Origin of the sequence: Lentzea xerophila, from assembly GCF_051094245.1 — a bacterium.
GTDB lineage: Bacteria > Actinomycetota > Actinomycetes > Mycobacteriales > Pseudonocardiaceae > Lentzea > Lentzea xerophila.
Genome location: NZ_CP194934.1, coordinates 6,406,580 through 6,431,446, shown reverse-complemented (window position 1 = coordinate 6,431,446; position 24,867 = coordinate 6,406,580). Strand labels below are relative to the sequence as shown.

Annotated in this window: 23 protein-coding genes; 13 read left to right on the top strand and 10 right to left on the bottom strand. The window is 68.4% G+C overall.

Annotated elements, in window-relative coordinates; all coding sequences use genetic code 11:
- Window positions 1-172: 172 nt before the first annotated feature.
- On the top strand, window positions 173-778 hold the full coding sequence (locus ACRSBM_RS30455) for a response regulator transcription factor (RefSeq protein ID WP_434448554.1): 606 nt from the start codon (window positions 173-175) through the stop codon (window positions 776-778).
- Window positions 779-1,030: 252 nt separating this feature from the next.
- Here ACRSBM_RS30455 and ACRSBM_RS30450 read toward each other — a convergent pair whose 3' ends face one another.
- Window positions 1,031-2,116: a sensor histidine kinase gene (locus ACRSBM_RS30450; RefSeq protein WP_434448552.1), complete on the bottom strand. Its 1,086-nt coding sequence runs from the start codon at window positions 2,114-2,116 to the stop codon at window positions 1,031-1,033.
- 432 nt (window positions 2,117-2,548) lie between these two features.
- Here ACRSBM_RS30450 and ACRSBM_RS30445 point away from each other — a divergent pair, with 432 nt between their 5' ends.
- From ACRSBM_RS30445 to ilvN, 3 genes are read left to right on the top strand one after another with little or no spacing between them, the layout of a single operon-like run.
- Window positions 2,549-3,364, top strand: coding sequence for an AfsR/SARP family transcriptional regulator (locus ACRSBM_RS30445; RefSeq protein ID WP_090059855.1), 816 nt, complete (start codon window positions 2,549-2,551; stop codon window positions 3,362-3,364).
- A 19-nt stretch (window positions 3,365-3,383) separates the two neighbouring features.
- A complete protein-coding gene (locus ACRSBM_RS30440) occupies window positions 3,384-5,093 on the top strand; it encodes an acetolactate synthase large subunit (RefSeq protein ID WP_434448550.1) in 1,710 nt (569 codons plus the stop codon).
- Window positions 5,093-5,359, top strand: coding sequence for an acetolactate synthase small subunit (ilvN, locus tag ACRSBM_RS30435; RefSeq protein WP_434448548.1), 267 nt, complete (start codon window positions 5,093-5,095; stop codon window positions 5,357-5,359). The genes ACRSBM_RS30440 and ilvN overlap by 1 nt, the downstream gene beginning before the upstream one ends.
- A 76-nt stretch (window positions 5,360-5,435) precedes the next feature.
- On the opposite strand, the gene ACRSBM_RS30430 is transcribed toward ilvN, so the two are convergent.
- Window positions 5,436-5,918, bottom strand: coding sequence for an SRPBCC domain-containing protein (locus ACRSBM_RS30430; protein ID WP_434448546.1), 483 nt, complete (start codon window positions 5,916-5,918; stop codon window positions 5,436-5,438).
- A gap of 161 nt (window positions 5,919-6,079) precedes the next feature.
- Here ACRSBM_RS30430 and ACRSBM_RS30425 point away from each other — a divergent pair, with 161 nt between their 5' ends.
- From ACRSBM_RS30425 to ACRSBM_RS30415, 3 genes are all read left to right on the top strand, one after another.
- Window positions 6,080-6,505: a nuclear transport factor 2 family protein gene (locus tag ACRSBM_RS30425; protein ID WP_434448544.1), complete on the top strand. Its 426-nt coding sequence runs from the start codon at window positions 6,080-6,082 to the stop codon at window positions 6,503-6,505.
- 21 nt (window positions 6,506-6,526) lie between these two features.
- Complete coding sequence (locus ACRSBM_RS30420) at window positions 6,527-7,606, top strand: acyl-CoA dehydrogenase family protein (protein ID WP_434448542.1); 1,080 nt, start codon at window positions 6,527-6,529, stop codon at window positions 7,604-7,606.
- A gap of 245 nt (window positions 7,607-7,851) precedes the next feature.
- Window positions 7,852-9,603, top strand: a complete 1,752-nt coding sequence (locus tag ACRSBM_RS30415; RefSeq protein WP_434448540.1) for a DHA2 family efflux MFS transporter permease subunit — start codon at window positions 7,852-7,854, stop codon at window positions 9,601-9,603.
- A gap of 116 nt (window positions 9,604-9,719) precedes the next feature.
- Here the strand turns inward: ACRSBM_RS30415 and ACRSBM_RS30410 are convergent, their stop codons facing one another.
- Window positions 9,720-10,193 (bottom strand): hypothetical protein, encoded by a 474-nt coding sequence (locus tag ACRSBM_RS30410; RefSeq protein ID WP_434448538.1) that lies wholly within the window; start codon window positions 10,191-10,193, stop codon window positions 9,720-9,722.
- Between the two features lie 141 nt (window positions 10,194-10,334).
- On the opposite strand from ACRSBM_RS30410, the gene ACRSBM_RS30405 reads away from it, so the two are divergent.
- Window positions 10,335-11,813: an amino acid adenylation domain-containing protein gene (locus tag ACRSBM_RS30405; protein WP_434448536.1), complete on the top strand. Its 1,479-nt coding sequence runs from the start codon at window positions 10,335-10,337 to the stop codon at window positions 11,811-11,813.
- A gap of 54 nt (window positions 11,814-11,867) precedes the next feature.
- Here ACRSBM_RS30405 and ACRSBM_RS30400 read toward each other — a convergent pair whose 3' ends face one another.
- The gene (locus tag ACRSBM_RS30400) at window positions 11,868-12,908 is read right to left on the bottom strand and encodes a ketoacyl-ACP synthase III family protein (RefSeq protein WP_434448534.1); all 1,041 of its coding nucleotides are present in this window, start codon (window positions 12,906-12,908) and stop codon (window positions 11,868-11,870) included.
- A 9-nt stretch (window positions 12,909-12,917) separates the two neighbouring features.
- Window positions 12,918-13,142, bottom strand: a complete 225-nt coding sequence (locus ACRSBM_RS30395) for an acyl carrier protein (protein ID WP_434448532.1) — start codon at window positions 13,140-13,142, stop codon at window positions 12,918-12,920.
- 232 nt (window positions 13,143-13,374) lie between these two features.
- Here ACRSBM_RS30395 and ACRSBM_RS30390 point away from each other — a divergent pair, with 232 nt between their 5' ends.
- Complete coding sequence (locus ACRSBM_RS30390) at window positions 13,375-13,770, top strand: hypothetical protein (protein WP_434448530.1); 396 nt, start codon at window positions 13,375-13,377, stop codon at window positions 13,768-13,770.
- A gap of 64 nt (window positions 13,771-13,834) precedes the next feature.
- Here ACRSBM_RS30390 and ACRSBM_RS30385 read toward each other — a convergent pair whose 3' ends face one another.
- A complete protein-coding gene (locus ACRSBM_RS30385; RefSeq protein ID WP_434448528.1) occupies window positions 13,835-14,671 on the bottom strand; it encodes an NAD(P)H-binding protein in 837 nt (278 codons plus the stop codon).
- Between the two features lie 144 nt (window positions 14,672-14,815).
- On the opposite strand from ACRSBM_RS30385, the gene ACRSBM_RS30380 reads away from it, so the two are divergent.
- Window positions 14,816-16,024, top strand: a complete 1,209-nt coding sequence (locus tag ACRSBM_RS30380) for a cytochrome P450 (protein WP_434448526.1) — start codon at window positions 14,816-14,818, stop codon at window positions 16,022-16,024.
- 53 nt (window positions 16,025-16,077) lie between these two features.
- Here the strand turns inward: ACRSBM_RS30380 and ACRSBM_RS30375 are convergent, their stop codons facing one another.
- The 3 genes from ACRSBM_RS30375 to ACRSBM_RS30365 form a co-directional block, all read right to left on the bottom strand.
- Complete coding sequence (locus ACRSBM_RS30375) at window positions 16,078-17,484, bottom strand: transposase (RefSeq protein ID WP_434445913.1); 1,407 nt, start codon at window positions 17,482-17,484, stop codon at window positions 16,078-16,080.
- 192 nt (window positions 17,485-17,676) lie between these two features.
- Entirely contained in the window at window positions 17,677-19,083 is a 1,407-nt protein-coding gene (locus ACRSBM_RS30370) for an MFS transporter (RefSeq protein ID WP_434448524.1), read from the bottom strand.
- The gene (locus tag ACRSBM_RS30365; protein ID WP_434448522.1) at window positions 19,080-20,204 is read right to left on the bottom strand and encodes an epoxide hydrolase family protein; all 1,125 of its coding nucleotides are present in this window, start codon (window positions 20,202-20,204) and stop codon (window positions 19,080-19,082) included. Before ACRSBM_RS30365 ends, ACRSBM_RS30370 begins: the two co-directional genes overlap by 4 nt.
- Window positions 20,205-20,320: 116 nt before the next feature.
- Here ACRSBM_RS30365 and ACRSBM_RS30360 point away from each other — a divergent pair, with 116 nt between their 5' ends.
- The gene (locus tag ACRSBM_RS30360) at window positions 20,321-21,541 is read left to right on the top strand and encodes a cytochrome P450 (RefSeq protein WP_434448520.1); all 1,221 of its coding nucleotides are present in this window, start codon (window positions 20,321-20,323) and stop codon (window positions 21,539-21,541) included.
- A gap of 10 nt (window positions 21,542-21,551) precedes the next feature.
- The gene (locus ACRSBM_RS30355; protein ID WP_434448518.1) at window positions 21,552-22,565 is read left to right on the top strand and encodes a zinc-binding dehydrogenase; all 1,014 of its coding nucleotides are present in this window, start codon (window positions 21,552-21,554) and stop codon (window positions 22,563-22,565) included.
- 83 nt (window positions 22,566-22,648) lie between these two features.
- On the opposite strand, the gene ACRSBM_RS30350 is transcribed toward ACRSBM_RS30355, so the two are convergent.
- On the bottom strand, window positions 22,649-23,599 hold the full coding sequence (locus ACRSBM_RS30350) for a helix-turn-helix transcriptional regulator (RefSeq protein WP_434448516.1): 951 nt from the start codon (window positions 23,597-23,599) through the stop codon (window positions 22,649-22,651).
- Between the two features lie 117 nt (window positions 23,600-23,716).
- Here ACRSBM_RS30350 and ACRSBM_RS30345 point away from each other — a divergent pair, with 117 nt between their 5' ends.
- A complete protein-coding gene (locus ACRSBM_RS30345; protein WP_434448514.1) occupies window positions 23,717-24,697 on the top strand; it encodes an alpha/beta fold hydrolase in 981 nt (326 codons plus the stop codon).
- The last annotated feature ends 170 nt before the right edge of the window (window positions 24,698-24,867 follow it).

The following is a 24,867-nucleotide window of genomic DNA, read 5'->3' as shown; positions in this document are numbered from 1 at the left end:
GCTGAGCAATCCGTGAGCGGCCGGTAACCCCAAGTCATCCGCCGATTACGGTTATTAATTGCTCATAGCGCATTTGGAGTAACGGTGGCTGCACCCGGCCCCAATGCTTGTCTCACCTGGTCACCGAGTGTAAGACTCAAAATGGTGACCTGGGGGCAAGCAAGGGGGTCGGATGATCAGAGTCCTACTAGCCGAGGACGTGCAAATGGTCCGCGGTGCTTTGGTCGCTTTGTTGAATCTCGAACCGGATATTGAGGTCGTCGCGTCTGTCGCAACGGGTGACGAAATAGTCTCGGCGGTGGCAAAGAACAAACCGGACGTAGCGGTGCTCGACATCGACCTGCCCGGTATGGACGGTCTTTCCGCGGCCACCGTGATCCACGACACCGCACCGGAGACGCGCACGCTCATTCTCACGAGCCTGGGCCGGCCGGGCACTCTGCGCCGCGCGCTCAACGCTCGCGTCAACGGCTTCATCCTCAAGGACGCTCCCGTCGGTGAGCTCGCCGACGCCATTCGCGGGGTCTCGATCGGTCGTCGCGTGATCGACTCACAGCTCGCTCTTTCCGCGTGGGACACCGACGAATGTCCGCTGACTCCGCGCGAACTCGAAGTGCTGCGGCTCGCCTCGGACGGCGCGGACGCCATGGAGATCGCCTCGACGCTGTTCCTGTCGGTCGGCACCGTGCGCAACTACCTGACGGCCGCGACGGCCAAGCTCGACGCCCGCAACCGGGTCGACGCGGTCCGCATCGCCCGCAAGTCCGGCTGGTTCTGACCGGCCTCCGAACCGCAGTACTCCTGATCTTCGGCGACCCGCTGTCCTGATCTTGATCCGGCCTTTGCAACGAGTCTTTTGCCGACGAAGTCCAAAGAGTCGTTGCTAGGGGCCAGGTCAGCGTGGTGAGCGAAGATCGTCTTTGCCGTGAACGGCGGCGTGATGGGGTTCGTGCGCGTAGTTCGTGAAAATACGAATTATGGCGATATGCAATATATTGCCGGGTTCTGGACGGCCGCGCCGGGTCCGGAGTCAGAGCTCTGGGGCGGCCGGGATGGCGGCGTGGACGTGGAACGAGCCGCCGCCGATGTGGCGGGCGCTGAACGTGCCGCCGGCGGCCTTGACGCGCTCGGCCTGGTTGCGGACGCCGTTGCAGTCGGCGGAGTCGGCGCGGTCGGCGGCGCCGTCGTTGATGACGTCGAGCAGGATCGTGGTGCCGCACTGGTGCACGCCGATGGTGCAGGTACTGGCGTCGCTGTGCCGCAGGACGTTCGTGACGGCCTCGCACAGGACGGCGGCCAGCACGGTCTCGATCGGCTCCGGGAGCGGGTCGTGGGCCAGTTCCACGCGGACGTCGATGTTCGAGGCGGCCAGCATCGCCTTGGCCGAGTCGGATGTGTCGGCCAGCGACAGGGGCCGGTAGGCGCGGGCGAGAGAGCGCACGTCATCCAGGGCGTGGTGGGTGATATCCAATATATCGGTGATGTGTTCCCGCATGAACTCCCAGCCCTGGTCCGGGCGGTCGGCGGCGATGCGGTGCGCCAGTTCGCTCTTGAGCTTGATGGCGCTGAGGCTGTAGCCGAGCAGGTCGTGCAGGTCGCGGGCCACGCGGACGCGTTCGGCGGTCACGGCGGCGGTCGTGGTGCCCACGGCGTCCGTGACGGGGTCAGTGACGGGGTTCGGGTCGGCGCGCTGGGGGACGGGGGAGGGCCAGTCGCGGTGCGTCGCGAAGCCGGTGGCCAGGCCTGCGAGCAGCAGCGCGGTGGCGGCGGTGGCGGTCATCGCCTCGCCGTGCGTGGTCTGGGCGAGGCCGGTCGCCACCACCGTCGCGATGAAGATCGACCAGCCGAACATCGGGCGCAGCACCAGCAGGGCGTTGCCCGCGACGAGGCCCGCGACGCCCGCCCAGGAATGACCGAACAGGACGTAGGGGATGATCAGCAAGGCGCCTTGGGTGGCCAGCACGAGGTGTCGCCGGACCGCGTTCAGGTGCCGGAAATACGACACTTGCAGTACGACAAGTACCGCTAAATCAATGACCGACACCGCCATTTCGGTGGTCTCGTCGGCGAGAAGCAGTGCGCGGGTCAGGTCGGTCAGGCACACCGCGGCGAACACCGCGACGATGATCGCTCGGTATCTCGGTATGACCGGCGTTGCATTCACGTGCCCCCCAAGAGCAACCGCTCCAGAGCAAAGTCCGGGAGTCGACGCCGGTCAAACACGTCTCGCGGCGTGTGCCCGGCTGAATACTAGACAGACCAGGACAGTTCAGGACGGCGACTGTACCGGTTCAGAAGGTGAACAAACATTGATTTCCTGCCCGTTGTCACGCTAATGGCGGAGTATTTTTCGACCGGTGTCACGGCGTGTGCTCGGGTGATTACGAGGCGGGACGGTTTGGGTTCGTTTGAGCATATGAATTTCTCATGTGAGGCGCGGTAGTTCGCCATCCGAGAGTCATGGCCGGATACGTGGCGTTCGATAGCCCGACTCAGGTGAACTTGATGGCACGACCAAGTCGACCGCCGCTGAGCAGGGGAGGCTCCAATGGAGATCAAGGTTCTCGGACCGCTGGAGGCACGGGAGAACGGCGTCTCGATCGCGCCGAGCGCGGTGAAGCCCAGGCAGGTGCTCTCGCTGCTCGGACTGCAGGCCGGTCACGTCGTCACGGTTCCGACGTTGATCGAAGAGTTGTGGGGGATGACACCGCCACGCAGCGCACTCACGACGCTGCAGACCTACGTGCTGCAGGTGCGCCGGCGCATCGAGGCGGCCATGCCGGGCGACGGTCCCGGTGTCGCGAAGAACGTTCTGGTGACCCGCTACGGCGGCTACATGCTGGACGTGCCGCCGGAGAGCGTCGACGTGCGCAGCTACGAGCGGCTCGCGAGTGCGGGTCAGCGTGCGTTCGAGGTGGGCGACCTGGAGTCCGCGAGCCGGTTGCTGCGCGGCGCCGCCGAGGTGTGGCGCGGGCCGGTGCTCGTGGACGTGCAGATCGGCGTCCGGCTCGGCATGGAGGTCACCCGTTTGCAGGAGAGCCGTCTCGGCGTGCTGGAGACCCGCATCGAGGCCGACCTCCAGCTGGGCAAGCACCAGTCGTTGCTGAGCGAGCTGTCCGTCCTCACCGCGCAGCACCCGATGCACGAGAACCTGTGCGCGCAGTACATGCTCGCGCTCTACCGGGCGGGCCGGCAGTGGAAGTCGCTGGAGGCCTACCAGTCGCTGCGGGACACGCTGATCGAGGAGCTGGGGCTTGAGCCGTCCGAAAGGCTGCGTCAGCTGCAGCGGGCGATCCTGAGCTCCGAGCCGTCGCTCGACAAGCCGCTGTCCCCGCGTCAGCTGGAGCGCCAGCTCGCGGGCTGAAAACCGTTCGGGAGCAACCGTGGATACCACCGGTGCAGGTGCGTTGGTCAAGGCGCTCGAGGACGTCGGCTGCGAGGTGATCTTCGGAATGCCCGGCGGGGCGATCCTGCCCGCGTACGACCCGCTGTTCGACTCCGTCAAGATCCGGCACGTCCTGGTGCGCCACGAGCAGGGCGCCGGGCACGCCGCCCAGGGGTACGCGCAGGCGACCGGACGGGTCGGCGTCTGCATGGCGACATCGGGGCCTGGGGCCACGAACCTGGTGACGCCACTGGCGGACGCGTACATGGACTCGGTGCCGATCGTCGCGATCACGGGTCAGGTCGCGCGGAGCGTGATCGGCACCGACGCGTTCCAGGAAGCCGACATCCGCAGCATCACCCTGCCGATCACCAAGCACAGCTTCCAGGTGCACGACCCGGCCGACATTCCGCGAGTGATCGCCGAGGCGTTCCAGCTCGCGTCGTCGGGGCGGCCGGGCCCCGTGCTGGTGGACCTGCCCAAGGACGTGCTGGCCACCGCCACGACCTACACACCGCCGAAGCTAACCACGCAGTCACGCCCGGTGCTCTCCCCGGTGCAGATCCGCAACGCCGCCCAGCTGATCGGGTCGTCGAAGCGGCCGGTGTTCTACGTCGGCGGCGGGGTGATCCGCAGTGGTGCGGCGCCGGAGTTGCGGAAACTGGCGGAGAAGACCGGGATCCCGGTCGTCACCACGCTCATGGCCCGCGGCGCGTTCCCCGACTCGCACCCGCTGCACCTGGGGATGCCGGGCATGCACGGCACGGTGCCCGCCGTCGCCGCGCTGCAGCGGGCCGACCTGCTGATCGCGCTGGGGACCCGGTTCGACGACCGGGTCACCGGGTCGCTGCCGGACTTCGCCCCGCACGCCGCGGTGGTCCACGCCGACATCGACCCGGCCGAGATCTCCAAGAACCGCAAGGCCGACGTCGGCATCGTCGGCGACTGCCGGGACGTCCTGGCAGCGCTCTCCGCGGTCATCACCCGGAAAACGGACCTCACCGGCTGGTGGAACTACCTCGGCGGCCTGCGCACCACCTACCCGCTGGGCTACGACTGGCCCTCCGACGGCATGCTCGCGCCGCAGTACGTGATCGAACGGCTCAGCAAGCTCGCCGGTCCGGAGGCCATCTACACCGCGGGCGTCGGCCAGCACCAGATGTGGGCGGCGCAGTACGTGCGCTACGAACGCCCCGGCTCGTTCATCAACTCCGGCGGCGCGGGCACGATGGGCTTCGCGGTGCCGGCGGCGATGGGCGCGCAGGCGGGCGCACCGGACCGCACGGTGTGGGCCATCGACGGCGACGGCTGCTTCCAGATGACCAACCAGGAGCTCGCGACCTGCGCCGCCGAAGGTATTCCGATCAAGGTCGCGATCATCAACAACGGCAACCTCGGCATGGTCCGGCAGTGGCAGACCCTGTTCTACGCCGGCCGCTACTCCAACACCGGGCTCGGCACGCACCAGCGCCACCCCGACTTCGTGAAGCTGGCCGAGGCACTGGGCTGCGTCGGGCTGCGCTGTGAGACGAAGTCCGAAGTGGACGGAGCGATCCTGGAGGCGATGGCGGTCCACGACCAGCCCGTCGTCGTCGACTTCGTGGTGGGACAGGACGCCCAGGTCTGGCCGATGGTCGCCGCGGGCACCGGCAACGACGAGATCATGGCCGCGCGGGGCATCCGGCCCCTGTTCGACGAGGTGGAGTGATGACCAGACATTCGCTTTCCCTGTTGCTGCGCAACGATCCCGGTGCGCTGGCACGGATCGTGGTGCTGTTCTCCAGTCGTGGCGTCGACGTCTCCTCGCTCAGCCTCGGACCGGCCGAGCGGGGTGACCTGTCGCGTCTCGACGTGGTCGTCGACCTGCAGCCAGGACGTACGGTCACGCAGCTGATCAAGCAGCTCGGCCGGATCGTCGACGTGAAGAGCGTCGTCGACCGCACCCACGACGAAGCGCTCGAGCTCGGCGCGTAACCGCACGGAGAAACGGCCGCCCCGGAGGCTTGGGGCGGCCGTTTCGTTGTGCCTGAGAGTCTTCCGGGGGTGAGTCTCAGGCAGCCTTCGGGACGTGCTTGCCGACGACGCCGGCGTACTTCTCCAGCGTCTCGCCGGGCGAGGGACCGTCCAGCGCCTTGTGGATGCCCTCGGCGATCTCGCCGTGGCGGTGCAGGTCGGCGTGGGTCAGCGTCACCTTCGTCGTGGTCGGGCCGACGGCGACGAAGTCCACCTTGATGAACGACGCCTTCTCGTCGTCGAAGATCGGCTGCCAGTAGGGGCCGACCCGCCACGTCATCACGAGGCGCTTCGGCGGGTCCCACTCGGTGATGGTGCCCCAGGCGATCTCCTCGCCGTCCGCACCGCGCTCGAAGTACCGCCCGCCGACGAACGGTTCGATCGTGATGGCCTGCCGGTCCTTGACGAACACGTGCGACTCCGGCCACCACTCGATCGGTTTCGACGCGAAGATCGCGAACGCCTGCTCGATCGTCGCCTCGACCGTCACCGACTTGGCGACATCGGGAGTTGAGGCCATGTGGCCCTCCTCGCGAATAGATAGGGGAGATGTCATCGACGACCGTGCCCGGTTCGTCTCAACCCCACCTGGAACCGGGGTCGAACCAGGACGGCTCGACCGGATGTCCAGCGGCCGCACCCATATTCCCGGTAGCGAAACCGGCAGACCGAGGAGTTGTCGTGTCCCCAGTCAATGTTGCGGTCCACATCGAGGTCCAGACGTTCTACGCCCAGCAGATGCGGCTGCTCGACGCGTTGGACGTGGAGGGCTACGCCCAGACGTTCACCGAGGACGGGGTCACCGACCACGCCCACCGGAGCGAGAAGGTCGAGGGCCGGGTGGCCCTGATCGCCGGTGCCAGCGCCGCGCTGCCCCGCTACAAGGGCGTCGCCGTGCGGCACTGGAACGACCACTACCTGATCGAAGAGGTCGACGAGAACACGCTGAACGTCAGCTACGCCTCGCTCGTCACGCGCACGACCGCGGAGGGCGTGGTCAGCTTCGAGCCGACCTTCTCCATCGAGGACGTGCTCGTGCGCATCGACGGCAAGCTCTACACCAAGTCCCGCACCATTCACCGCGACCTGCCCGTCCAGGCCGCGTGAGCTTTCCCAGGAGGTGACGAGGTGACTGCTCAAAACACCGGGCTGGCTGTTGCCGCGGAGAAGGTGAAGCTGCTGGCCGCCGATCACGCGGCCGACGCGGACGCCACCCGCAGGCTGGCTCCCGAGGTCGTGGAGGCACTGCGCGAAGCCGGGTTCGCGCGGCACTTCGTCGCAGCCGAACGTGGTGGCGCGGAAGGTTCCTTCGCCGAGCTGACCGAAGCCGTACTCACGGTCGGGCAGGGCTGCGCGTCGGTGGCGTGGTGCGCCTCGCTCGCCGCCTACTCCGCCCGGTTCGCCGGGCATCTGCCGAAAGCCGGCCACGACGAGATCTGGGCGTCCAGTGCGGACACGTTCGTCGTGACCGCGCTGCCGCCGATGGGCAAGGGCACCGTGACCGGTGGCGGGCACCGGCTCAGCGGCCGGTGGAGCTACGTCAGCGGTGCCGACTTCGCCGAGTGGGCGTTGCTGTGCGGCACGGCCGGTGACGAAAGCCGGTTCTTCGCTCTGCCGCGCAAGGACTTCAGTGTCATCGAGACGTGGGACAGCGTCGGCATGAAGGCCACCAGCAGCCACTCGGTCGTGGTGGACGACGTCTTCGTGCCGGAACATCTGTCGTTCCCGCGCTCGGACATGGTGGCGGGCACCAGCTGGTCGCCGGTGGCGAGCCACAACGTCCCGTTCCAGGCGGTCGGCGGCCTCACGTTCGCCGCTCCGGCCGTCGGAGCGGCGCTGGGAGCGCTCGACGCGTGCGTCGCGGCGCTCACCGGCAAGAAGCAGTCCGTCACGTCCGCGGTGGACCTGGTCCGCGCGGCCGCGCAGATCGACTCGGCCCGGTTCCTGGTCGCGCAGAACGCCAAGGTCATCGACGACCGCGAGTTCACCCCGGCGGCGATGGCGCGCAACGAACGCAACGGCGCGTACACCGCCGAGGTCCTGGTCGACGCGGCCGGCGGCCTGGTGCGGGCCGCCGGCACCAGCGGACTCGCGGAAGGCGCTGCGCTGCAACGGTTCTGGCGTGACGTGGTCAGCTGCACCAGCCACATCGCACTGAGGTACGAGACCGCGTCCGTGCGCACCTATCCGGCGTCGCTGTTCGGCTGAGCCGGAACAGAAAAGGCCCTGGTGCCCGCCTCCCCGGCACCAGGGCCTTCGGCGTGCGCCCGAAACGTTCCGCCGCGACCTGACCGGGACTCAAGCGGAGGGGATCACTCTGGTCACCTCGACCGGCAGCCGTTTTTCCGACAGGAGGTGGGACCTCGTTCAACTCGACCGGCTTATCGCCACAACGAGTAGTCCCGACCCATCGCCTGTCGTGCGCAGCGAAATAAGTCACTTGAGGAGAAATCGTGACCTCCACCAACACCAATCCCGACCTGGAGTCGCCACCGGCGACTGCCGGCGCGCAGGCGGCTGCGGTCGTTGACGCGCCGGCGGCTGACCCGCGCCGCTGGGCAGCGTTCATCATCATGACCGTCGCGACGTTCATGGACATGCTGGACGGCAGCATCGTCAACGTCGCGCTCGCCACGATCCAGAACGGCATGGGCGCGAGCTTCGTGCAGCTGCAGTGGATCACCGCGGGCTACGTGTTCGCGTTCGCGCTCACCCTGATCACCGGCGGTCGTCTCGGCGACATCTACGGCCGCCGCAAGATGTTCCAGCTCGGCGTTCTCGGCTTCGTCGTCACGTCGTTCCTGTGCGGCATCGCGGTCAACGCCGAGATGCTCGTGATCTCCCGGCTGGCCCAGGGTCTCGCGGCCGGCCTGATGGTCCCGCAGGTCATGTCGATCATCCACGTCACCTTCCCCGACAAGGAGAAGGGCGCGGTCTTCGCCATCCAGGGCACCATCGGTGGTCTCGCCGCCACGATCGCGCCGCTCGTCGGTGGCGTGCTCGTCGCCTGGAACGTCTTCGGGTGGGACTGGCGGACGATCTTCCTGGTCAACGTCCCGATCGGTCTGGTCGGCTACGTGCTGGGCTGGAAGTACATCAACGAGTCGAAGGCCCCGCAGCGCATCCGCCTCGACCTTATCGGTGTCGTCCTCGCGACCGTCAGCCTCACGGCTCTGCTGTTCCCGCTGACCTTCGGCCGCGAGCTGCACTGGCCGGCGTGGGGCTTCGTGCTGATGGCCGCCTCGGTCGTCGGCTTCATCGGCTTCGTCGCCTACGAGAAGGCCAAGCAGCGCAAGGACGGCATGCCGCTCGTGCCGCTGAACCTGTTCAAGTCCCGCAGCTTCTCCGCGGCCCTCGCGCTGATGCTCGGCATGTTCAGCTTCACCGGCATGTTCATGCTGGCGCTCTACCTGTACTTGCAGGAGGGCCTCGGCTTCTCGCCGCTGCGGACCGGTGTCACGCTGCTGGCGTTCTGCATCGGTGCCTTCATCACCGCGTCGGCCTCGGTCATCGCGCTGGTGCCGAAGTTCGGCCGCGCCGTCCTTCAGGTCGGTGCCGTCGTGATCGCCGTCGGTGTCGCCGTGCTGCTGTTCTCGGTCAGCCCCGACATCACCAGCTGGGGCCTCGTTCCCGGGCTGCTGCTGATCGGCCTCGGCTTCGGCATGACCGCCACCCCGATCGCGCTGTTCGCGCTGCAGGAGGTGCCGCACCAGGACGCGGGTGCGGCGTCGGGCCTGATCAACACCAAGCAGCAGCTCGGTTTCGCGGTCGGCATCTCGGTCGTGACGCTGGCGTTCTTCGCGCCGCTGGCGTCCAACGGGGCGTCCAATGTGGAGTCGCTGACCCCGCAGGTCCGCCAGGAGCTGGTGGCAGCGGGTGTCGCCGACGCCAGGGCCGGCGAGCTCGCGGGTGCCTTCAAGACCTGCGCCGCGAACACGTTCGCCGGTACCCCGGACGCCGGGGCGGCGGCGTGCGCGGCGGTGCAGGCCGACCCGCAGGCCAAGGCGATCGCCGACAGGTACACGCACCAGGCCGCGGGCGAGTCCTTCACGGAGGCCTTCCGCACCACCCTCTACGTCGGCTTCGGCTTCGCCGCACTGGCGCTGCTGCTCGCCTCCTTCCTGCCTCGCTGGCTGAAGCAGGAGGAGTGGGGCGCGCCGGCCGAGGAGGCCGCTGAGGGCTCCGAGGAGACCGCCAAGGCGTAGTTCCTCCCAACTGGAAACCCCGAGGCCCCAGGCGATCCGCCTGGGGCCTCGGTGCGTGTTCCCGACATGGCAGAAGGCCCCTCGCAGGCGCGAGAGGCCTTCTGGTGGCAGGAGCTTCAGATGCGGAACGCGGCACCCTCGACGTCGACGGGACCCTGCCACGGGGTGCCGTCGTTCATGTTGATGTAGGTGTGCGCCTTGGTGCTGAACTTCTTCTTGTTGCTGCTGATCTTGCCGAGGTGGCTCGCGTTGATCGAGCCGACCGGGTTGCCGTTCGCGTCGCGGTGGGCGTGGTGGGTGATCCAGAAGCTGAACTGGCCGTCCTTGGCCATCGTCCAGATCCCCCGGCCCTCGAGGTGGTCGGGGTAGCCCGGCTTGGTCTCGCAGTGCAGCTGGTAGTCGGCCGTGAAGTCGCAGAACAACGGGGTGAGCAGCGGGGGTTCCTCGATGTGGATGGTCACCGTGAGGTCCCAGCGGCCGACGAGCGCGTCCTCGTAGCCGGGTTTCGCGGTGGCACCAGCGGCGGCGACGGCGGGGACTGCCAGCACACAGGCGGCCACGGCGGCCAGTGCCTTCTTGCGGACGTTCATGGAGTTGCGCCTCCGGTCAGGTGGGCAGCGGATGCCTGAGTGTTGTTCGAGCAGCTCAAACACCCCTGTAGCGCCAGTTGTGACCCGAGGGGGAGTCGAGGTCCGTTGCGCAGGATGGGAGAAAGCGAGAGGAGCTGGGGCATGTCTGCATCGGTGACCGACGCGTTCCGCTGCCGGGCGGCCAGAACGCCCGACGCGGTGGCGCTTTCGGCCGAACACGGTTCTGTCAGCTATGCCGGGCTCGACCGGTGGTCGGACGCCCTGGCGGGGGAGCTCGTCGAGGCCGGCGTGCGGCCCGGCGACCGGGTGGCGGTCTGCCTGGAACGGTCGCCGCAGCTCGTCGTGGCACTGCTGGGCGTACTCAAGGCCGGGGCGGCGTACGTGCCGATCGACCCCGAGGACCCCGAGTCACGGATCTCGATGATGCTCACCGACGCCCAGGTCTCCCTCGTCGTGGGGCAGTTCTTCGCCGGTTTCACCACGCTCAAGGTGCCGCCACCGGGCACCAGGTCCACAGTGGAGCTTCCGGCGGTCGCCCCGGAGGACCTCGCCTACCTGATGTACACCTCGGGTTCCACCGGCAAGCCGAAGTCGGTGATGGTGGAGCACCGCAACATCACCAACCTCGTCACCGGGCCGAACTACGTGGACATCACGCCGGCCGACCGGATCCTGCAGCTCGCACCGGTCGCGTTCGACGCCGCCACGTTCGAGATCTGGGGCGCGCTGCTGGGCGGCGCCCGCGTGGTGCTCGCCCCACCCGGCGTGGTGCAGGCCGAGGAGCTCGGCGACCTGTTGCGCTCCAACGAGATCAGCGTCCTGTGGCTGACCGCGGCGTTGTTCCACCGGCAGATCGACGTCGACGTCGCCGCGTTCAAGGGCCTGCACACCGTGCTGTCCGGCGGGGACGTGCTGTCCGTGCCGCACGTCCGGCAACTGCGCGAAGCCGTGCCGGAGTTGCAGATCGTCAACGGGTACGGGCCGACCGAGACCACGACGTTCGCCACCTGCCACCGCATCGGCGCGGACGAGGACCTGGGCGGGGCGGTGCCGATCGGCACGCCGCTGCAGAACGTCGAGGTGGTCGTCGTCGACGCGGACGGAAGGCCGGTCGAACCCGGTACGGCCGGCGAGCTGTGGATCGGTGGTGCCCAGGTCGCGCGCGGTTACTGGAAGCGCCAGGACCTGACGGAGGAGAAGTTCGTGCGCGGCAGTTGGAACGGCGAGCGCTACTACCGCACCGGTGACCAGGGCCGCAAGCGCGCGGACGGCGTCGTCGAGTTCCTCGGCCGGATGGACGACCAGTTCAAGCTCCGCGGTTTCCGGATCGAGCCGGGCGAGGTCGAGAACGCGCTGACCGAGCACCCGCAGGTGCGCAACGCCGCGGTCGGCGTCCGCACACACCCCAGCGGCGACCGCAGGCTGGTCGCGTGGGTGGTGAAGTCCGGTGCGGAGCTGGACAAGCGAGCGCTGCGCGGCCACCTGCGCGCGGTCATGCCCGAGCACATGGTGCCGGCCGGGTTCGTCGTGGTGGACGAGCTGCCGATCACGAGCAACGGCAAGACCGACCGCAAGGCGCTGCCGGAACCGGACTGGAACTCGAAGTCGCTCTACGTCTGAGCAAGCGGGAAGGGCCGGGCTCACAGGGAGCCCGGCCCTTCACCGTGGGATCTCCTAGACCCAGGAGGGAACTTCCAGGATCTCGACCACGGCGGCGGTCCAGACGTAGCCGGCGCCGGAGGACTGCAGGACGATCAGGTCGCCGGGCTTCGGGTCCCGCTCGGCCAGCACGTGGTCGAGGCCCAGCGCGATGTCCGCGGTGCCGACCATGCTGTACTGCTTGGCCCAGTCGTACGTCGTGGCAGCGCGGTCAACCCCCAGGAGACCGCAGATCCCGTGCGTGACGATGGTCTCCGCGAGCTGCTGGTGCAGGAAGAAGCGTGCGTCGGAGAGCTCGATCTCCGCTTCGTACAGCGCCATCTTGAGCGAGTGCCGCACTCCGCCGCCGATGCGCGCGATCATGTCGTCGAGGTCGACGTCGGCGTTCTGGAGGAAGTCCTCCACGCCACTGTTGAGCTGCAGGGTCTTGCCGTCGGCGAACGGCCCGGTGGTCCATTCCGCGTAGCCGCGCGACATCTGCTCCAGCGTCGAGTCGGCGTGCGAGTGGATCGACCGGACGCGGGCGAAGCCGGACCGGTTCGACAGCACCAGCGCCCCCGCGCCGTCACCGTTGACGTTCTGCTCCTCCGACGCCCACCGGTCGAAGTACGGCAGGTGGAACGCGTCGCCGGCGGTCACGAGCGCGGCGGACGTCTCCCGGTGCGACGAGAGGTAGGAGGCCGCGAGGTCCACCGCGGCCATGAGACCGTTGCAGCCCTGCTTGACCTCGAACGCGGGCCCGGTGCCGCCGACGGTGTTGGCCTGCACGTAGCTCGCCGGGGTCCACAGGTCGAGTCCCTGGTGCGACAGGGAGGCGTGCACGGTCAGGCCGAAGTCCAGCGGGCTCAGCCCGGAGCGCTCCACCGCTTCGACGCCGGCCTTCGCCGCCATGACGGGTCCGGTCTCACCGGGAGCGGCGACCCGCAGCTCCCGGTAACCGTTCATGGCCTTCTTCTCCTCGGTGTACCGGCCGGCCGCGATGGCGTCGTCCACCGTCTCGACCTGCTCGGGCAGATATGTGCCCACACCGGCGATGTACAGGTCATTCCATCGCATCTCGAACTCCTAGGCTGCCTGGTCCAGCTGCTTGGCGACGGCACGCGCCGTCGGGTCCTCGTAGAAGCTGCGCAACGGGACGCGGACGCCGTACCGCTCGTGGACCTGCTTGACCAGCTTCGACGCCAGCAGCGAATGGCCCCCCAGGTCGAAGAAGTGGTCCCCGGGCTCGATCCCCGGTACGCCGAGCACCTCCCCGAACAGTTCGCAGAGCTCTGTCTCCCGTTCTGTCACGGCGTCCTCCCTGTCGGCCTTCCGTAACGAGAACTCTGCGTCAACCAGGTCGAGGTGAGCTTGTGCCGCAACGGAAACCCGCGCGTTCGAGCCGTTCTGAAGTGTGCGCCGAGGACGGTCGTCCACGGTTGCGCGCGTCCTTCGCACGCAACCGGGATTGGGAGCCACACAGATGCAGACGTCCACTCCGAAACGGTCGACCTACCTCGCACGCATTGGAGCGATCACAGCCGTGGTCCTGCTTGCTCTGTCGGGCATCGCCACCGCGGCGAACGCGACAGGCTGCACGCCGGTCGGATCCTGGACGGGATACGTGACCCGGACGGACGGCGACCACCCGACCAAGCTGGTGTTCAAGGCCAACGGAAGCGTGTTCCTCACCAACGAGCAGAACACCACTACCAAGGGCTCGTGGTGGGTGACCGGGAACAACACGTTCCACTACAAGTTCCGCGGCGAGAAGGTCTACGACGAGAACGGCGCCTACTTCGCCTACGTCGACTTCGACCAGGACGCCGTCCAAAGTGGAGCGAACAACTTCACCAGTTCCGGCCCGTCCACGTTCTTCCTCGCGGACGGCACGAACCTCGGCACCTCGACCATCACGTTCACGATGACCCGCGGGTGACACGCGCACACGGACGGGGTCGGGCCGGGTCCGCCGCCCTCAACCCGACTCCGGTCCGTGGGCATCAGGCGAGGAAGGACGCGTGCTCCTCCACCCACTGGCGGAACGTGCGGGCGGGCTTGCCGGTGATCCGCTCGGCGGTGGCGCTGGTGTCCGCGACGACACCGACCGCGGCCTCCCACTGGTTCAGCAGTGAGGTGAGGACGGGAGGCGGCACGAAGTCGCTCATCTGCGCCTCACCCTCCTCGCGGGTCAGCCCGTTGATCACGAGCTTGCGGCCGAGCACCTCGCCGACGATCTCCAGCTCCTGGCGGAACGTCAGCGACTCCGGCCCGGTGAGGTCGACGATCTCGTCCCGCAGCTTCTTCTCGGTCAGCGCGACGACCGCCACGTCGGCGATGTCGTCCTCGTGCACCGGGGCCACCTGTGCCTCGGGGAAGACCTGGTCGATGGTGTCGCCGGCCTGCAGCGAGTAGCTCCAGCCGAACGCGTTGCCCATGAAGGCACCGGGCCGCAGGATGGTGTAGGTGAGGCCGGAGGAGACCACGGCCTCCTCGACGACCTTGTGGTGGTGCGCCAACGGGTCCTCGTCGGCGCCCGGAAGGCCGACGGTGTTCGACGACAGCAGCACGATCTGCTCGACGCCCGCCTTCTCGGCCTCGTCGAGGAACTTCACGATGCCGTCCGGCTCCGCGTACAGCAGGACCTTGGAGACACCGGCGAGGGCCGCGACGAAGGTCTCCGGGTCGTTGAGGTCGAGGGCGACTGTCTCCACGCCCTCGGGGGCGTCGAGCTCCGCGGGATTCCGGCCCGACGCGCGGAGGCTGTGACCCGCCGCGTAGAGCCGCTGGAGCACGCGACGGCCTACGTTGCCGCGCGCCCCGGTGACGAGGATGGTCATGTGGATCTCCCGAGTTGGGGTGGTTCGCCTGAACGGCTGATCACGCTCAGCGTCCACTCGGTCACTCGAACGGCACTAGACCGGGGTTCAGGCCACTGCTCCTAACGTGCGGAAACGTCCCCTTGTCAGCGTGAGGAGCGCACGGTGGTCACCTTTCCCGTTCCCGGATCCAGCTACCGCGGCCCGGCGCCGGAGTTCGCCCGGTTCCGCGCGTCGCGTCCGGTGGTGCGCCTGCCCGCCGCGGGCGGTGGCCACTGCTGGATCGCCACCACCCAGGACTCGGTCCGCGTGGTGCTCGACGACGTGCGGTTCTCCCGCGCGGCGTCGTACGAACCGGCCGCGCCGACCTTCCCCGGCCTGTTCCAGGCACCGCCCGGCATGATCATCTCGCTGGACCCGCCCGCGCACACCCGGTTGCGCGACCTGGCGTCGCAGGCGTTCTCGGCCGACCGGATCGAGTCCATGCGACCGCGAATCCAGCAGCTCGTGAGCGATCTGCTGGACAGTGCCGAGGAAGAGGCGCTCGAGGGACCGGTGGACCTGCTCGGCAGGTTCACGTTCCCGCTGGCGATCATCGCGATCAGCGACCTGCTCGGTGTGCCCGCCGGCGACCGGGACACGTTCGCGCGGCTGATCCGCGAGTTCGCCGCGGTCGACGCGCCGGAGGTCGCGGCCGCGGCCGGTGAGCAGCTCGGCGAGTTCATGGCCGCGCTGGTGTTCGCGAAGATGAGCGAACCCGGTGACGACGTCCTGTCGGCGCTGACCGAGGCGCGGATCGGTGACGACAAGCTGGAGGTCGGCGAACTCATCGGCCTCGGCTACACGTTGCTGGGCGCCGGCGGCGACTCCACGGCCTGCCACCTCGCGAGCTCGATCCTGACGTTGCTGGGGCACCACCGGGACGAGTGGATGCGGCTGGGGGAGCGTCCCGACGAGGTGCCGGCGGCGGTCGAGGAGCTGCTGCGCTGGATCACGTTGTCCACCAACGACACGACAGGTCTGCCGCGGATCGCGGTCGAGGACGTGACGCTGTTCGGGGTCACGATTCCCAAGGGGGACGCGGTGTTCGTGTCGACCAACTCGGCGAACCGCGACGAGGCCCTGTTCACCGACCCGGACCGGCTCGACTTCGCGCGGACCGACAACGCTCATCTCGCGTTCGGGTACGGGATTCACCGCTGCCTCGGCGCCCCACTCGCCCGCATCGAGCTGACCGCCGCGTTCGAGGAGCTCACCCGGCGCTTCCCGGCCGCGCGGCTCGCCGTCGCGGAGGAAGCCCTGGAGTGGCAGCAGGCGGACATGAACCACCGGCTGGTTTCCCTCCCCGTCGACCTCCACGGCAAGGGCTTCTGAAATTGATGAGGGGAGCTTTCATCAACCTGGTGTTTTAACCTCAGGTGAGCTCTTTAGCGGGCCGTCGCGTCAGCGGCGGCTCGTTTCTTGTTGTGTGTCTTGGGTTTGGGTGAGCTGGGGTGTTTGCGGGTCACGGGGTGGCGGGGTGCGGGTGTGGAGGTGCGTCCGGGTGGGCGGCCGGGGCCGGGCTGGGAGGGTTTGCGGGACTTGGCCGGGGTGTCCAGCTCGGGCTGAAGTATCCGAAATCCGCGTTTGACCCGTAGCGGGGACATCAGGCCCGCGCGTTCCCAGGGCAGGCGGTGGTCTGCGACGAGGTCGCGGGCGGCGTGCAGGTGGGTGTAGGAGGCGGCGATCAGCCAGCTCCATCGTTCGGCCTGTTCGGGGGTGCGCAGCCTCGGTGCGGTCCAGCCGAGGTGCTGTTTGATGAACCGGAACAGGTGCTCGATGTGGAAGCGGCGCAGGTAGGCCCGCCAGAGCCGGTCCAGGTCGAACGAGCCGCCCGGTCCGGTCCAGAAAAGCCAGATCGGTTTCTCGTCCGGTGCCGCGGAGTGGATGCGGATCACGCTGCCGCGCACGATCTCCCGTGCCTTGCCTGGGTGCGGGGTCCGGCCGGGTTCGTCGAGTTTCTTGGAGTGCCGCGGGTGCAGGCCGTGCCAGGCCAGTACCGACAGCTCGTGCCGGCGGCCCCGGTCCGGCCGGGGTGGCACGATCCTGATCTCGTCGGGCTCGGGCCAGCTGGCCATCTCCGGCAGTTTCATCGCCGGTCCGTGCACCGGCGGCCGGCCGCGAGCCCCGGCCCGGCGCGGGGGCGGGTCGGTGCGCATCACCGAGTCCGACCGCACCCGGATCAGCATCTGCACCGGCAGTCCGGCCAGCTGCCGGCCGATCCAGGACGCACTGTAGTCACCGTCCAGACACACCACCGGCACGTGCGGCCGGTCGGCGGGCAACCGGTCGAGCAGGGACCTGATCTGGGTCACCGCGACCGCGTGATGGTTGTCATCGGGGCCGATCCGGGCCAGGTCGACCGGCGGCGCCCACGACGAGTGCTCGCTGTTGGTGGCGGCCAGCCACTGAAACCACCAGCCCTCGGTCACCGGTGCCCGCCGGTCACGCCGGTCCTTGGCCGCGTCGTAGTTCAGCGTCCGGCCAGGGCTGGTGACCGCGCCTGGACGGGGCCACTGCGAACAGTCCAGCGCGAACACCAGCGGATCGGCCACGTCCGCGGAGCCGATCACCAGCCGGGTCAACGTCCGCGCGAGCCCCTGGGTGTCGACCCGGCCATGCTTCAACGCCTTGTAGACGCTGCCGTGCCCGCGTCGCAGCGGCGTCTCCAACGTCAGCCACGGCACCGACGACGGCCGCTGCGGACTCACCAGCAACGCGTCCACCAGCTCGAACAACGTGTCCCGCCACGCGCCGAAACAGTCATAGAGCTCGCGCCGGAACCGTTGCAGCACCCGGACTTGGGCACTCAGACCTTGATCAGGCACACTAGGAGACACGGCCACCACTTGTCATGATCGAGTTCTTTGGACGGAACCCGAAGATGATCAAGCGGTGGCCGTGCCTATGTCAAAGATCAGGAGCCTCCTGGTTAAAACACCAGATCAACCTGAGGTTGATGAAAGCTCCCCTCATCAATCACCGGCCTATTTTTTGCGGGGTACGGCGAGTGCCGCCAGCGCGCCGCAGAAGGTGAAGACACCGGCGCCGAACAACGCGAGCCCGTAACCCGAACCGAGCGAGTGCTGCAACGGCTGTCCTTCCGCCAGCAGGGAGTCCGTGCGGGCCGACGACATCGTCGCGAGCACGACCAGGCCGATCGCGCTGCCCATCTGGCGGATCGTGTTGAGCAGACCGGACGCGAGGCCGGCCTGCTCGCGCGGCACACCGGACGTGGCGGCGTTCGTCGTCGCGTTGAGCACCGCGCCCATTCCCAGTCCCAGCAACGTGGCCGGGACGAGGATCGAACCCAGGAACGTCGACGTCTCGTCCGCTGTGGACACCCAGAGCAGGCCGACGGTCGCCGTGAGCAGACCGGAGATCAGCACCGGCCGGGGACCGATCTTCGGCACGATCCGCGCCACGCCGAACCCGCCGAGCGCGATGCCGATCGACAGCGGCAGGTACCCGAGGCCGGTGGCGAGCGGGCTGAAGCCCATCACCTGCTGCAGCACCAGCGTCAGGAAGTAGAAGGTGCTGAACAGGGCCGCGATCGCGAAGAACGCCACGATGTTCGCCGCCGTCACCGCGCGGTTGCGGAAGATCCCCAGCGGCATCAGCGGGTGGTCGGAGACCGTCTGCTGGCGCAGGAAGAACGCGAACAGCACCAGCGCGAGCACCAGCGAACCGCTGACCTGCAAGGAACCCCAGCCGAGCTCGTGCGACTGCGCGATGCCGTAGACCAGCGCCATCAGGCCGATCGTCACGGTGATCGCGCCCGGCACGTCGAGGCCCTTGCGGCCACCGTTGCCCGGCGTCTCCGGCACGGCACCGCGGATCATGGCGACCAGCGCGATGCCGAGCGGCACGTTGATCAGCAGCACCCAGCGCCAGCCGAGCGACTCGGTGACGATGCCGCCGAGCAGCACGCCGACCGCTCCGGCCGAACCGGACACAGCGCTCCACCAACCGAAGGCCTTCGCGCGCGCACCCGGATCGGTGAACGTCGTGCCGAGCACCGTCAGCGACGCCGGCGCCATCACGGCCGCGCCGAGGCCCTGGAACCCGCGGGCCGCGATCAGCGTGCCGGGCGAGGTCGCCATGCCACCGACCGCGCTCGCGACCGTGAACAGGGCCGCGCCGAAGAAGAACACCCGGCGCTGCCCGAAGAGGTCGGCGAGCCGGCCGCCCAGCAGCAGGAAGCCGCACACCGCGATCGTGTACGCGCTGTTGACCCACTGCAGGTCGTGCCGTTCGAACCGCAGCTCCTCGAAGATCGAGGGCAGGGCGACGTTCATGACCGAGGCGTCCAGCACGTTCATGAACTGCGCCAGGCAGCACACGGCCAGCACGAGGCCGAGCTTCGCGCCCGGCCTGCTGAGAGTGGCCGTCATGAGCGCACCAGGCGGAAGAACGTCCGCAGTTCCTCGACGAGCACCACCGGGTTCTCGAGCGCCGGGAAGTGGCCGCCGGACGGCATCTCCTTCCAGTAGCGCAGGTCGGTGAACCGGTGCTCGGCCCACGGCCTGGGCATCCTGGCGTCGGCGGGGAAGACCGAGAACCCGGTGGGCACGTCGACCCGCGTCAGCGGTGACTTGTTGTAGCTCTCCCAGTACAACCGGCCCGACGACGCGGCCGTGGCGGTGAACCAGCACACCGAGACCATGTCGAGGATCCGGTCGCGGGAGATGATCTTCTCGGCGTCACCGTCGTGGTCGCTCCACGACCAGTACTTCTCGCCGGCCCAGCCCAACTGGCCGACGGGCGAGTCGGTCAGCCCGTACGCCAGCGACTGCGGCTTCGTGTTCATCACCGCCGCGTACGCCGACTCCTTGGCGGCGAACTCCTTCAGGTTGGAGAGCCCTTTGTAGTCCTCTTGGGACAGTTGAACCTCGTGCTCGGGAGCGGAGGCGAACGGCATGACGAGGTGGATCGCCTCGACGTGGTCCGGTGCGATGTGGCCGAGGATGCCTGTGATGAACGAGCCCCAGTCGTTGCCGTGCGCGTAGAACCTGTCGTAGCCGACGCGGCCCATCAACGTCACGAACGCCTGCGCGATGCGCTCCAGCGTCCAGCCGGTGCCGGTCGGCTTGTCGCTGAAACCGTAGCCGGGCAACGAGGGCGCGACGACGTGGAACGCGTCGGCCGGATCCGGCGGGTTCGTCAGCGGCTCGATCACGTCGAGGAACTCGGCGACCGAACCGGGCCAGCCGTGCGTGAGCAGCAACGGCTTCGCGGTGGCATGCGGTGACCTCGCGTGCAGGAAGTGGATTCCGACGCCGTCGATCTCGGTCTTGAACTGGGGGATGGCGTTCAGCCGGGCCTCGGTGGCACGCCAGTCGTAGCCGCCGCCCCAGTACTCGGCCAGTTCCTTGGCATAGGCCAGGGGCATGCCCTGCGACCAGTCGTCCACGGTCTCCGCGTCCGGCCACCTGGTCGCTGCCAGCCGCCGGGTGAGGTCCGCCAGTTCGGAGTCGGGAACCTCGACCCGGAACGGCACGAGTGCAGTGTCCATGGCGCGAAGGTAGGTACGGGGGCTCGACTCCCGGTCGACATCCAGGTTTCGAGCCGCCTTCGAGGTGCGCGTAGGAGGGTTCCGGCGAGAGCCGAACCCGCACCCGGAGGTGTCCCGTGCTGCCCCTTGAACTGGACGAGGAGTTCCCGTTCACCGGCTCCTCCTACCGCGGCCCGGACCCCAAGTACGACCGGTTGCGCGCCGAGTGCCCGGTGGCCAAGGTGCGCACCAACTCCGGCACACCGACCTGGGTGATCACCAAGTACGAGGACGTCCGCGCCGGGCTGGCCGATCCGCGGCTGAGCCGCGCGTTGACGTGCGCCGAAGGTGCTCCCCAGGTCGGTGGCGCCATGACCACCACCCCCGAGATGATCATCTCGCTGGACGGCTCCGAGCACTCCCGGCTGCGCAAGCTGGTGATGGGCGCGTTCACCGTCCGCAAGGTCGAGGCGATGCGCGCCGGCGTGCAGAAGGTCTGCGACGAGCTGCTGGACGCCGTCGAGGCCAAGGGCGGGCCGGTGAACCTCGTCGAGGCGCTGTGCGTTCCGCTGCCCCTCACGATCATCGGCGACCTGCTCGGCGTGCCGACCGAGGACCTGAAGATCTTCGAGACCGACGCGCGGGCGTTCGCCACGTTCGACGAGAACGACCCCGAGGCGCCGATGCGGGCGTTCGGGCGGCTCGCCGGGTACGTCATGGGCCTGATCGCGCAGAAGCGCGAGAACCCCGGCCAGGACATGCTGTCCGACCTGATCTCCGCGCGGGACAACGACGACAAGCTCAGCGAGCAGGAGCTGGTGACGTTCGCGTTCACCCTCATCGGTGCCGGCTTCGACACCGCCGCGAACCAGATCTCCAACTCGGTGCTGGCACTGCTGCACGACCACCCGGACACGTGGAAGCGGCTCGTCGCCGACCCGTCGCTGATCCCGGCGGCCGTCGAGGAACTGCTGCGGCACGTCAACCTCTTCGCCACCGACACCACGGGTTTCCACCGCATCGCGGCCGAGGACCTGGAGCTCGGCGGGCAGAAGATCGAGAAGGGCGACGCGGTGTTCTTCGTGCTGTCGTCGGCGAACCGCGACTCCGACGTCTTCGAGAACGCGGACGTGCTCGACATCGACCGCGCCACCAACCCGCACATCGCGTTCGGGCACGGCGTGCACTACTGCCTGGGCAAACAGCTGGGGCGCATGGAGATGGCGATCGCCATCGAGGGTCTGACCCGCCGCTTCCCGGACCTGCGGCTCGCGGTGCCGTACGAGGACCTGTCATGGCACCAGGGCGAAATCAACCACTCACTCGTCACGTTCCCCGTCACGTGGGGTCAGAGCTAGAAGGAGAGCCATGAGCATCCCCGAGAAGCAGTGGGAGGTCAGGCTCGCCAAGCACGTCGAGGACGACCTGACCCTCGAGCACTTCGACGTCGTCGAGGTGTCCGTCCCCGAACCCGGTGACGGTGAGGTGCTGGTGCGCGTCGACTATGTGTCGGTGGCCGCCGCCTTCAAGGAGTTCATGAGGTCCGACTGCCAGATCCCCGGTGTGCCGCCGTGGAAGGTCGGCGACCCCGCGGGTGGCGGTGGCGTCGGCACCGTCGTGCAGTCGAACAGCCCGGACCTCGCCGTCGGTGACCTGGTGCAGTCGTTCGGGCCGTGGCAGGAGTACTGGGCCGGTCCCGCGCAGCAGTTCATCAAGCAGAACCCGCACTACGTGCCCTCGCCGGTCTACTTCCTGTCGCAGGGACCGACCGCGTACTACGGCATGGCGACCATCGCGCAGGCCGGCGAGGGCGACGTCGTGTTCGTCACCGGTGCCGCCGGTGGCGTCGGGTCGCTGGCCGGGCAGATCGCGAAGGCCCGTGGCGCCAGGGTGATCGGCTCGGCCGGCAGCCAGGAGAAGGTCGACTGGCTGGTGAACGAGCTCGGGTTCGACGCCGCGTTCAACTACAAGGACGGCCCGGCGGTCGACCGGCTGCGCGAGCTGGCGCCGGACGGCATCACGGTGTTCTTCGACAACGTGGGCGGCGAGCAGTTCGAGGCCGCGATCCAGGCCGCCCGTCCACACGCCCGGTTCGCGTTGTGCGGCGCGCTGGCCAACCAGGTGGACGGCAAGGCCGAGCACCCGCGGCTCGACCTGATGACGGCGATCACCAAGCACCTGGAGATCCGGCCGTTCGCCTGCTACCACCTGCCGGAGCAGATCCAGGACTGGGTCGTCCACTTCGGACAGTGGTTGCAGGAGGGGAAGTTCGTCTTCCCGCACACGATTGTCGACGAGGGTGGGGTCAAGACCGCGCCGCAGGCGTTGCTGTCGCTGTTGGCGGGCAAGTACACCGGCAACGTGACGGTCAAGATCTCCTGACGCGCGTTTGTAGAAGGGGGCGCCTCGATCGGCGCCCCCTTCGAGGTGTCCATGGCCTGGAGGAGATCGGCGACGGACAGGTCTCAGCCGTACCGTTCGACGAGTGCGGTGCCGATCGAGGCCAAGTGGTCTCGCACACCCGTAGGGCCGGTCACCTCGAGCCATTCGACCAGCCCGGCAAGCTCGCCGGCGAGCGCGTACTCGTTGTAGCCGCGGATCACGACCTCGATGCGGCCGTCGGTCGTGGAACCTCCGACCTCGAGCCGGTCGCCGAGCACCATCCGGAGCCGGGCTATCCCGTCGGGTGTGCAGGTCGCCTGGGTCTCGAGGGGCGTCCGCCTGCGTTCGACCTCGTCGGCGATCTCGCGCCAGCTCTCGGCGAGGTCGAAGTCGCCGGGTCGGTGTACGGGATCGCCGGTCGGGTCGGCGGACGACACGCGGTCGATCCGGAAGGTCCGCCTGCCTGTGTCGGTGTTGCAGACGAGGTACCACCACGGGCCTTTGGCGACGATACCCAGCGGGTGGGTGGTTCTCCGGGTTTCGGTGCCGTTGCCGTCGACGTAGCCGAGCCGCACCTGGACGCCGCGGATCACCGCGTCCTGGAGCTCGTCGAGGAAGCGAGGCGGCGGCCGGTGCTCGACCCGGGCCGACCCCCACCGGTGCGGGTCCATGACCAACGACGACGCCGCCGCCTCGGCCTGCACCCGGAAAGGCTCCGGCAGGGCACGGACAAGCTTGCGCAGCGCTGCTTTCACGGCCGGCGTCGCAGCCGAGGCCGGGCCGGCGACCAGGAACAGGGCGCGGGCCTCGCCCGCGGTCAGCCCGGACAGGTCGGTGCGGGCGCCGCCCACGAGGCGCCAGCCGCCGCCCCGGCCCTGGATCGAGTAGACGGGCACACCAGCCATGGCCAGGGCATCGAAGTCACGGCGGGCGGTGCGCTCGGACACCTCCAGCTCCCGGGCGACGTCCGCTGCTGTCAGCTGCTCGCGCTGTTGCAGCAGCAGGAGGATGGCCATCAGCCGGTCGGCTCGCACACCGCCAACACTCCCACAGGAAACCGGTCATGGGGTGACCTGTTTCGGTCGGCACGATGGCGACCTGACCGCATCGGCCGCCAGTTGCGCCGACGCCCCGAACGACAGAGAGAAAAGATGTTCAATCCGACCGACTTTCCCGAACCCAGCCTTGTCTCCGTCAACGGTGTGGAACTCGAGGTCTTCGAAGCGGGCCGGGAGAACGCAGGAAAGCCCGTCGTGCTCTGTCACGGCTGGCCGGAGCATGCCTTCTCCTGGCGCCACCAAGTGCCGGCCCTGACCGCGGCGGGCTACCACGTCATCGTCCCGAACCAGCGGGGCTACGGCAACTCGTCCCGTCCTGCCGAAGTGACGGACTACGACATCGAGCACCTGTCGGGTGACCTCGTCGCACTCCTGGATCACTACGGCTACGAGGACGCCACCTTCGTCGGCCATGACTGGGGCGCGTTCGTCGTCTGGGGCCTGACCCTGCTGCACCCGAACCGGGTGAACGGCGTGGTGGCGCTGAGCCTGCCCTACCAGGAGCGCGGCGAGATGCCCTGGATCGAGTCCATGGAGGCCGTGCTCGGCGCCGACTTCTACTTCGTCCACTTCAACCGGCAACCGGGCGTCGCGGACGCCGTGCTCGACGAGCACACGGCCCAGTTCCTGCGCAACATGTTCCGGAAGAACCAGCCTCCGAAACCGCCTCAGCCGGGTATGACGATGATCGATCTCGCCAGGGCGGAGACACCCCTCGGCGAGCCCGTCATGAGCGACAGCGAACTGGCCGTCTTCGTCTCCGCCTTCGCGTCGACAGGCTTCACGAGCAGCATCAACTGGTACCGCAACCTCGACCGCAACTGGCGTCTGCTGGCCGACGTGGACCCGGTCATCCGGCAGCCCGCACTCATGATCTACGGCGACCGTGACACGATCCCGAGGTCCGAACGACTGACCGAGTTCGTGCCCAACGTGGAAGTGGCCGGCCTGGACTGCGGTCACTGGATCCAGCAGGAGAAGCCGGATGAAACGAACCAGGCGATCCTGAAGTGGCTGGACCGGCGGACTGCCGCCCAGGGCGTGTCCGGTAAGTGGGTCAGAGCCATTCGTTGATCGCTGCGATGGTGGCGGTCGCTTGGTAGCGCTCGCCTCTCATAGCGGGTGGCCATGCCGCGGTCTCCGGTATTCAGGTTGCTTGGTCGCCAACATGCTTACCGGAGACCTCGGCACTTTTCGATCATCGCCACACCGACGAACAGCCGGCAGCCCGACGACTTGCCGAA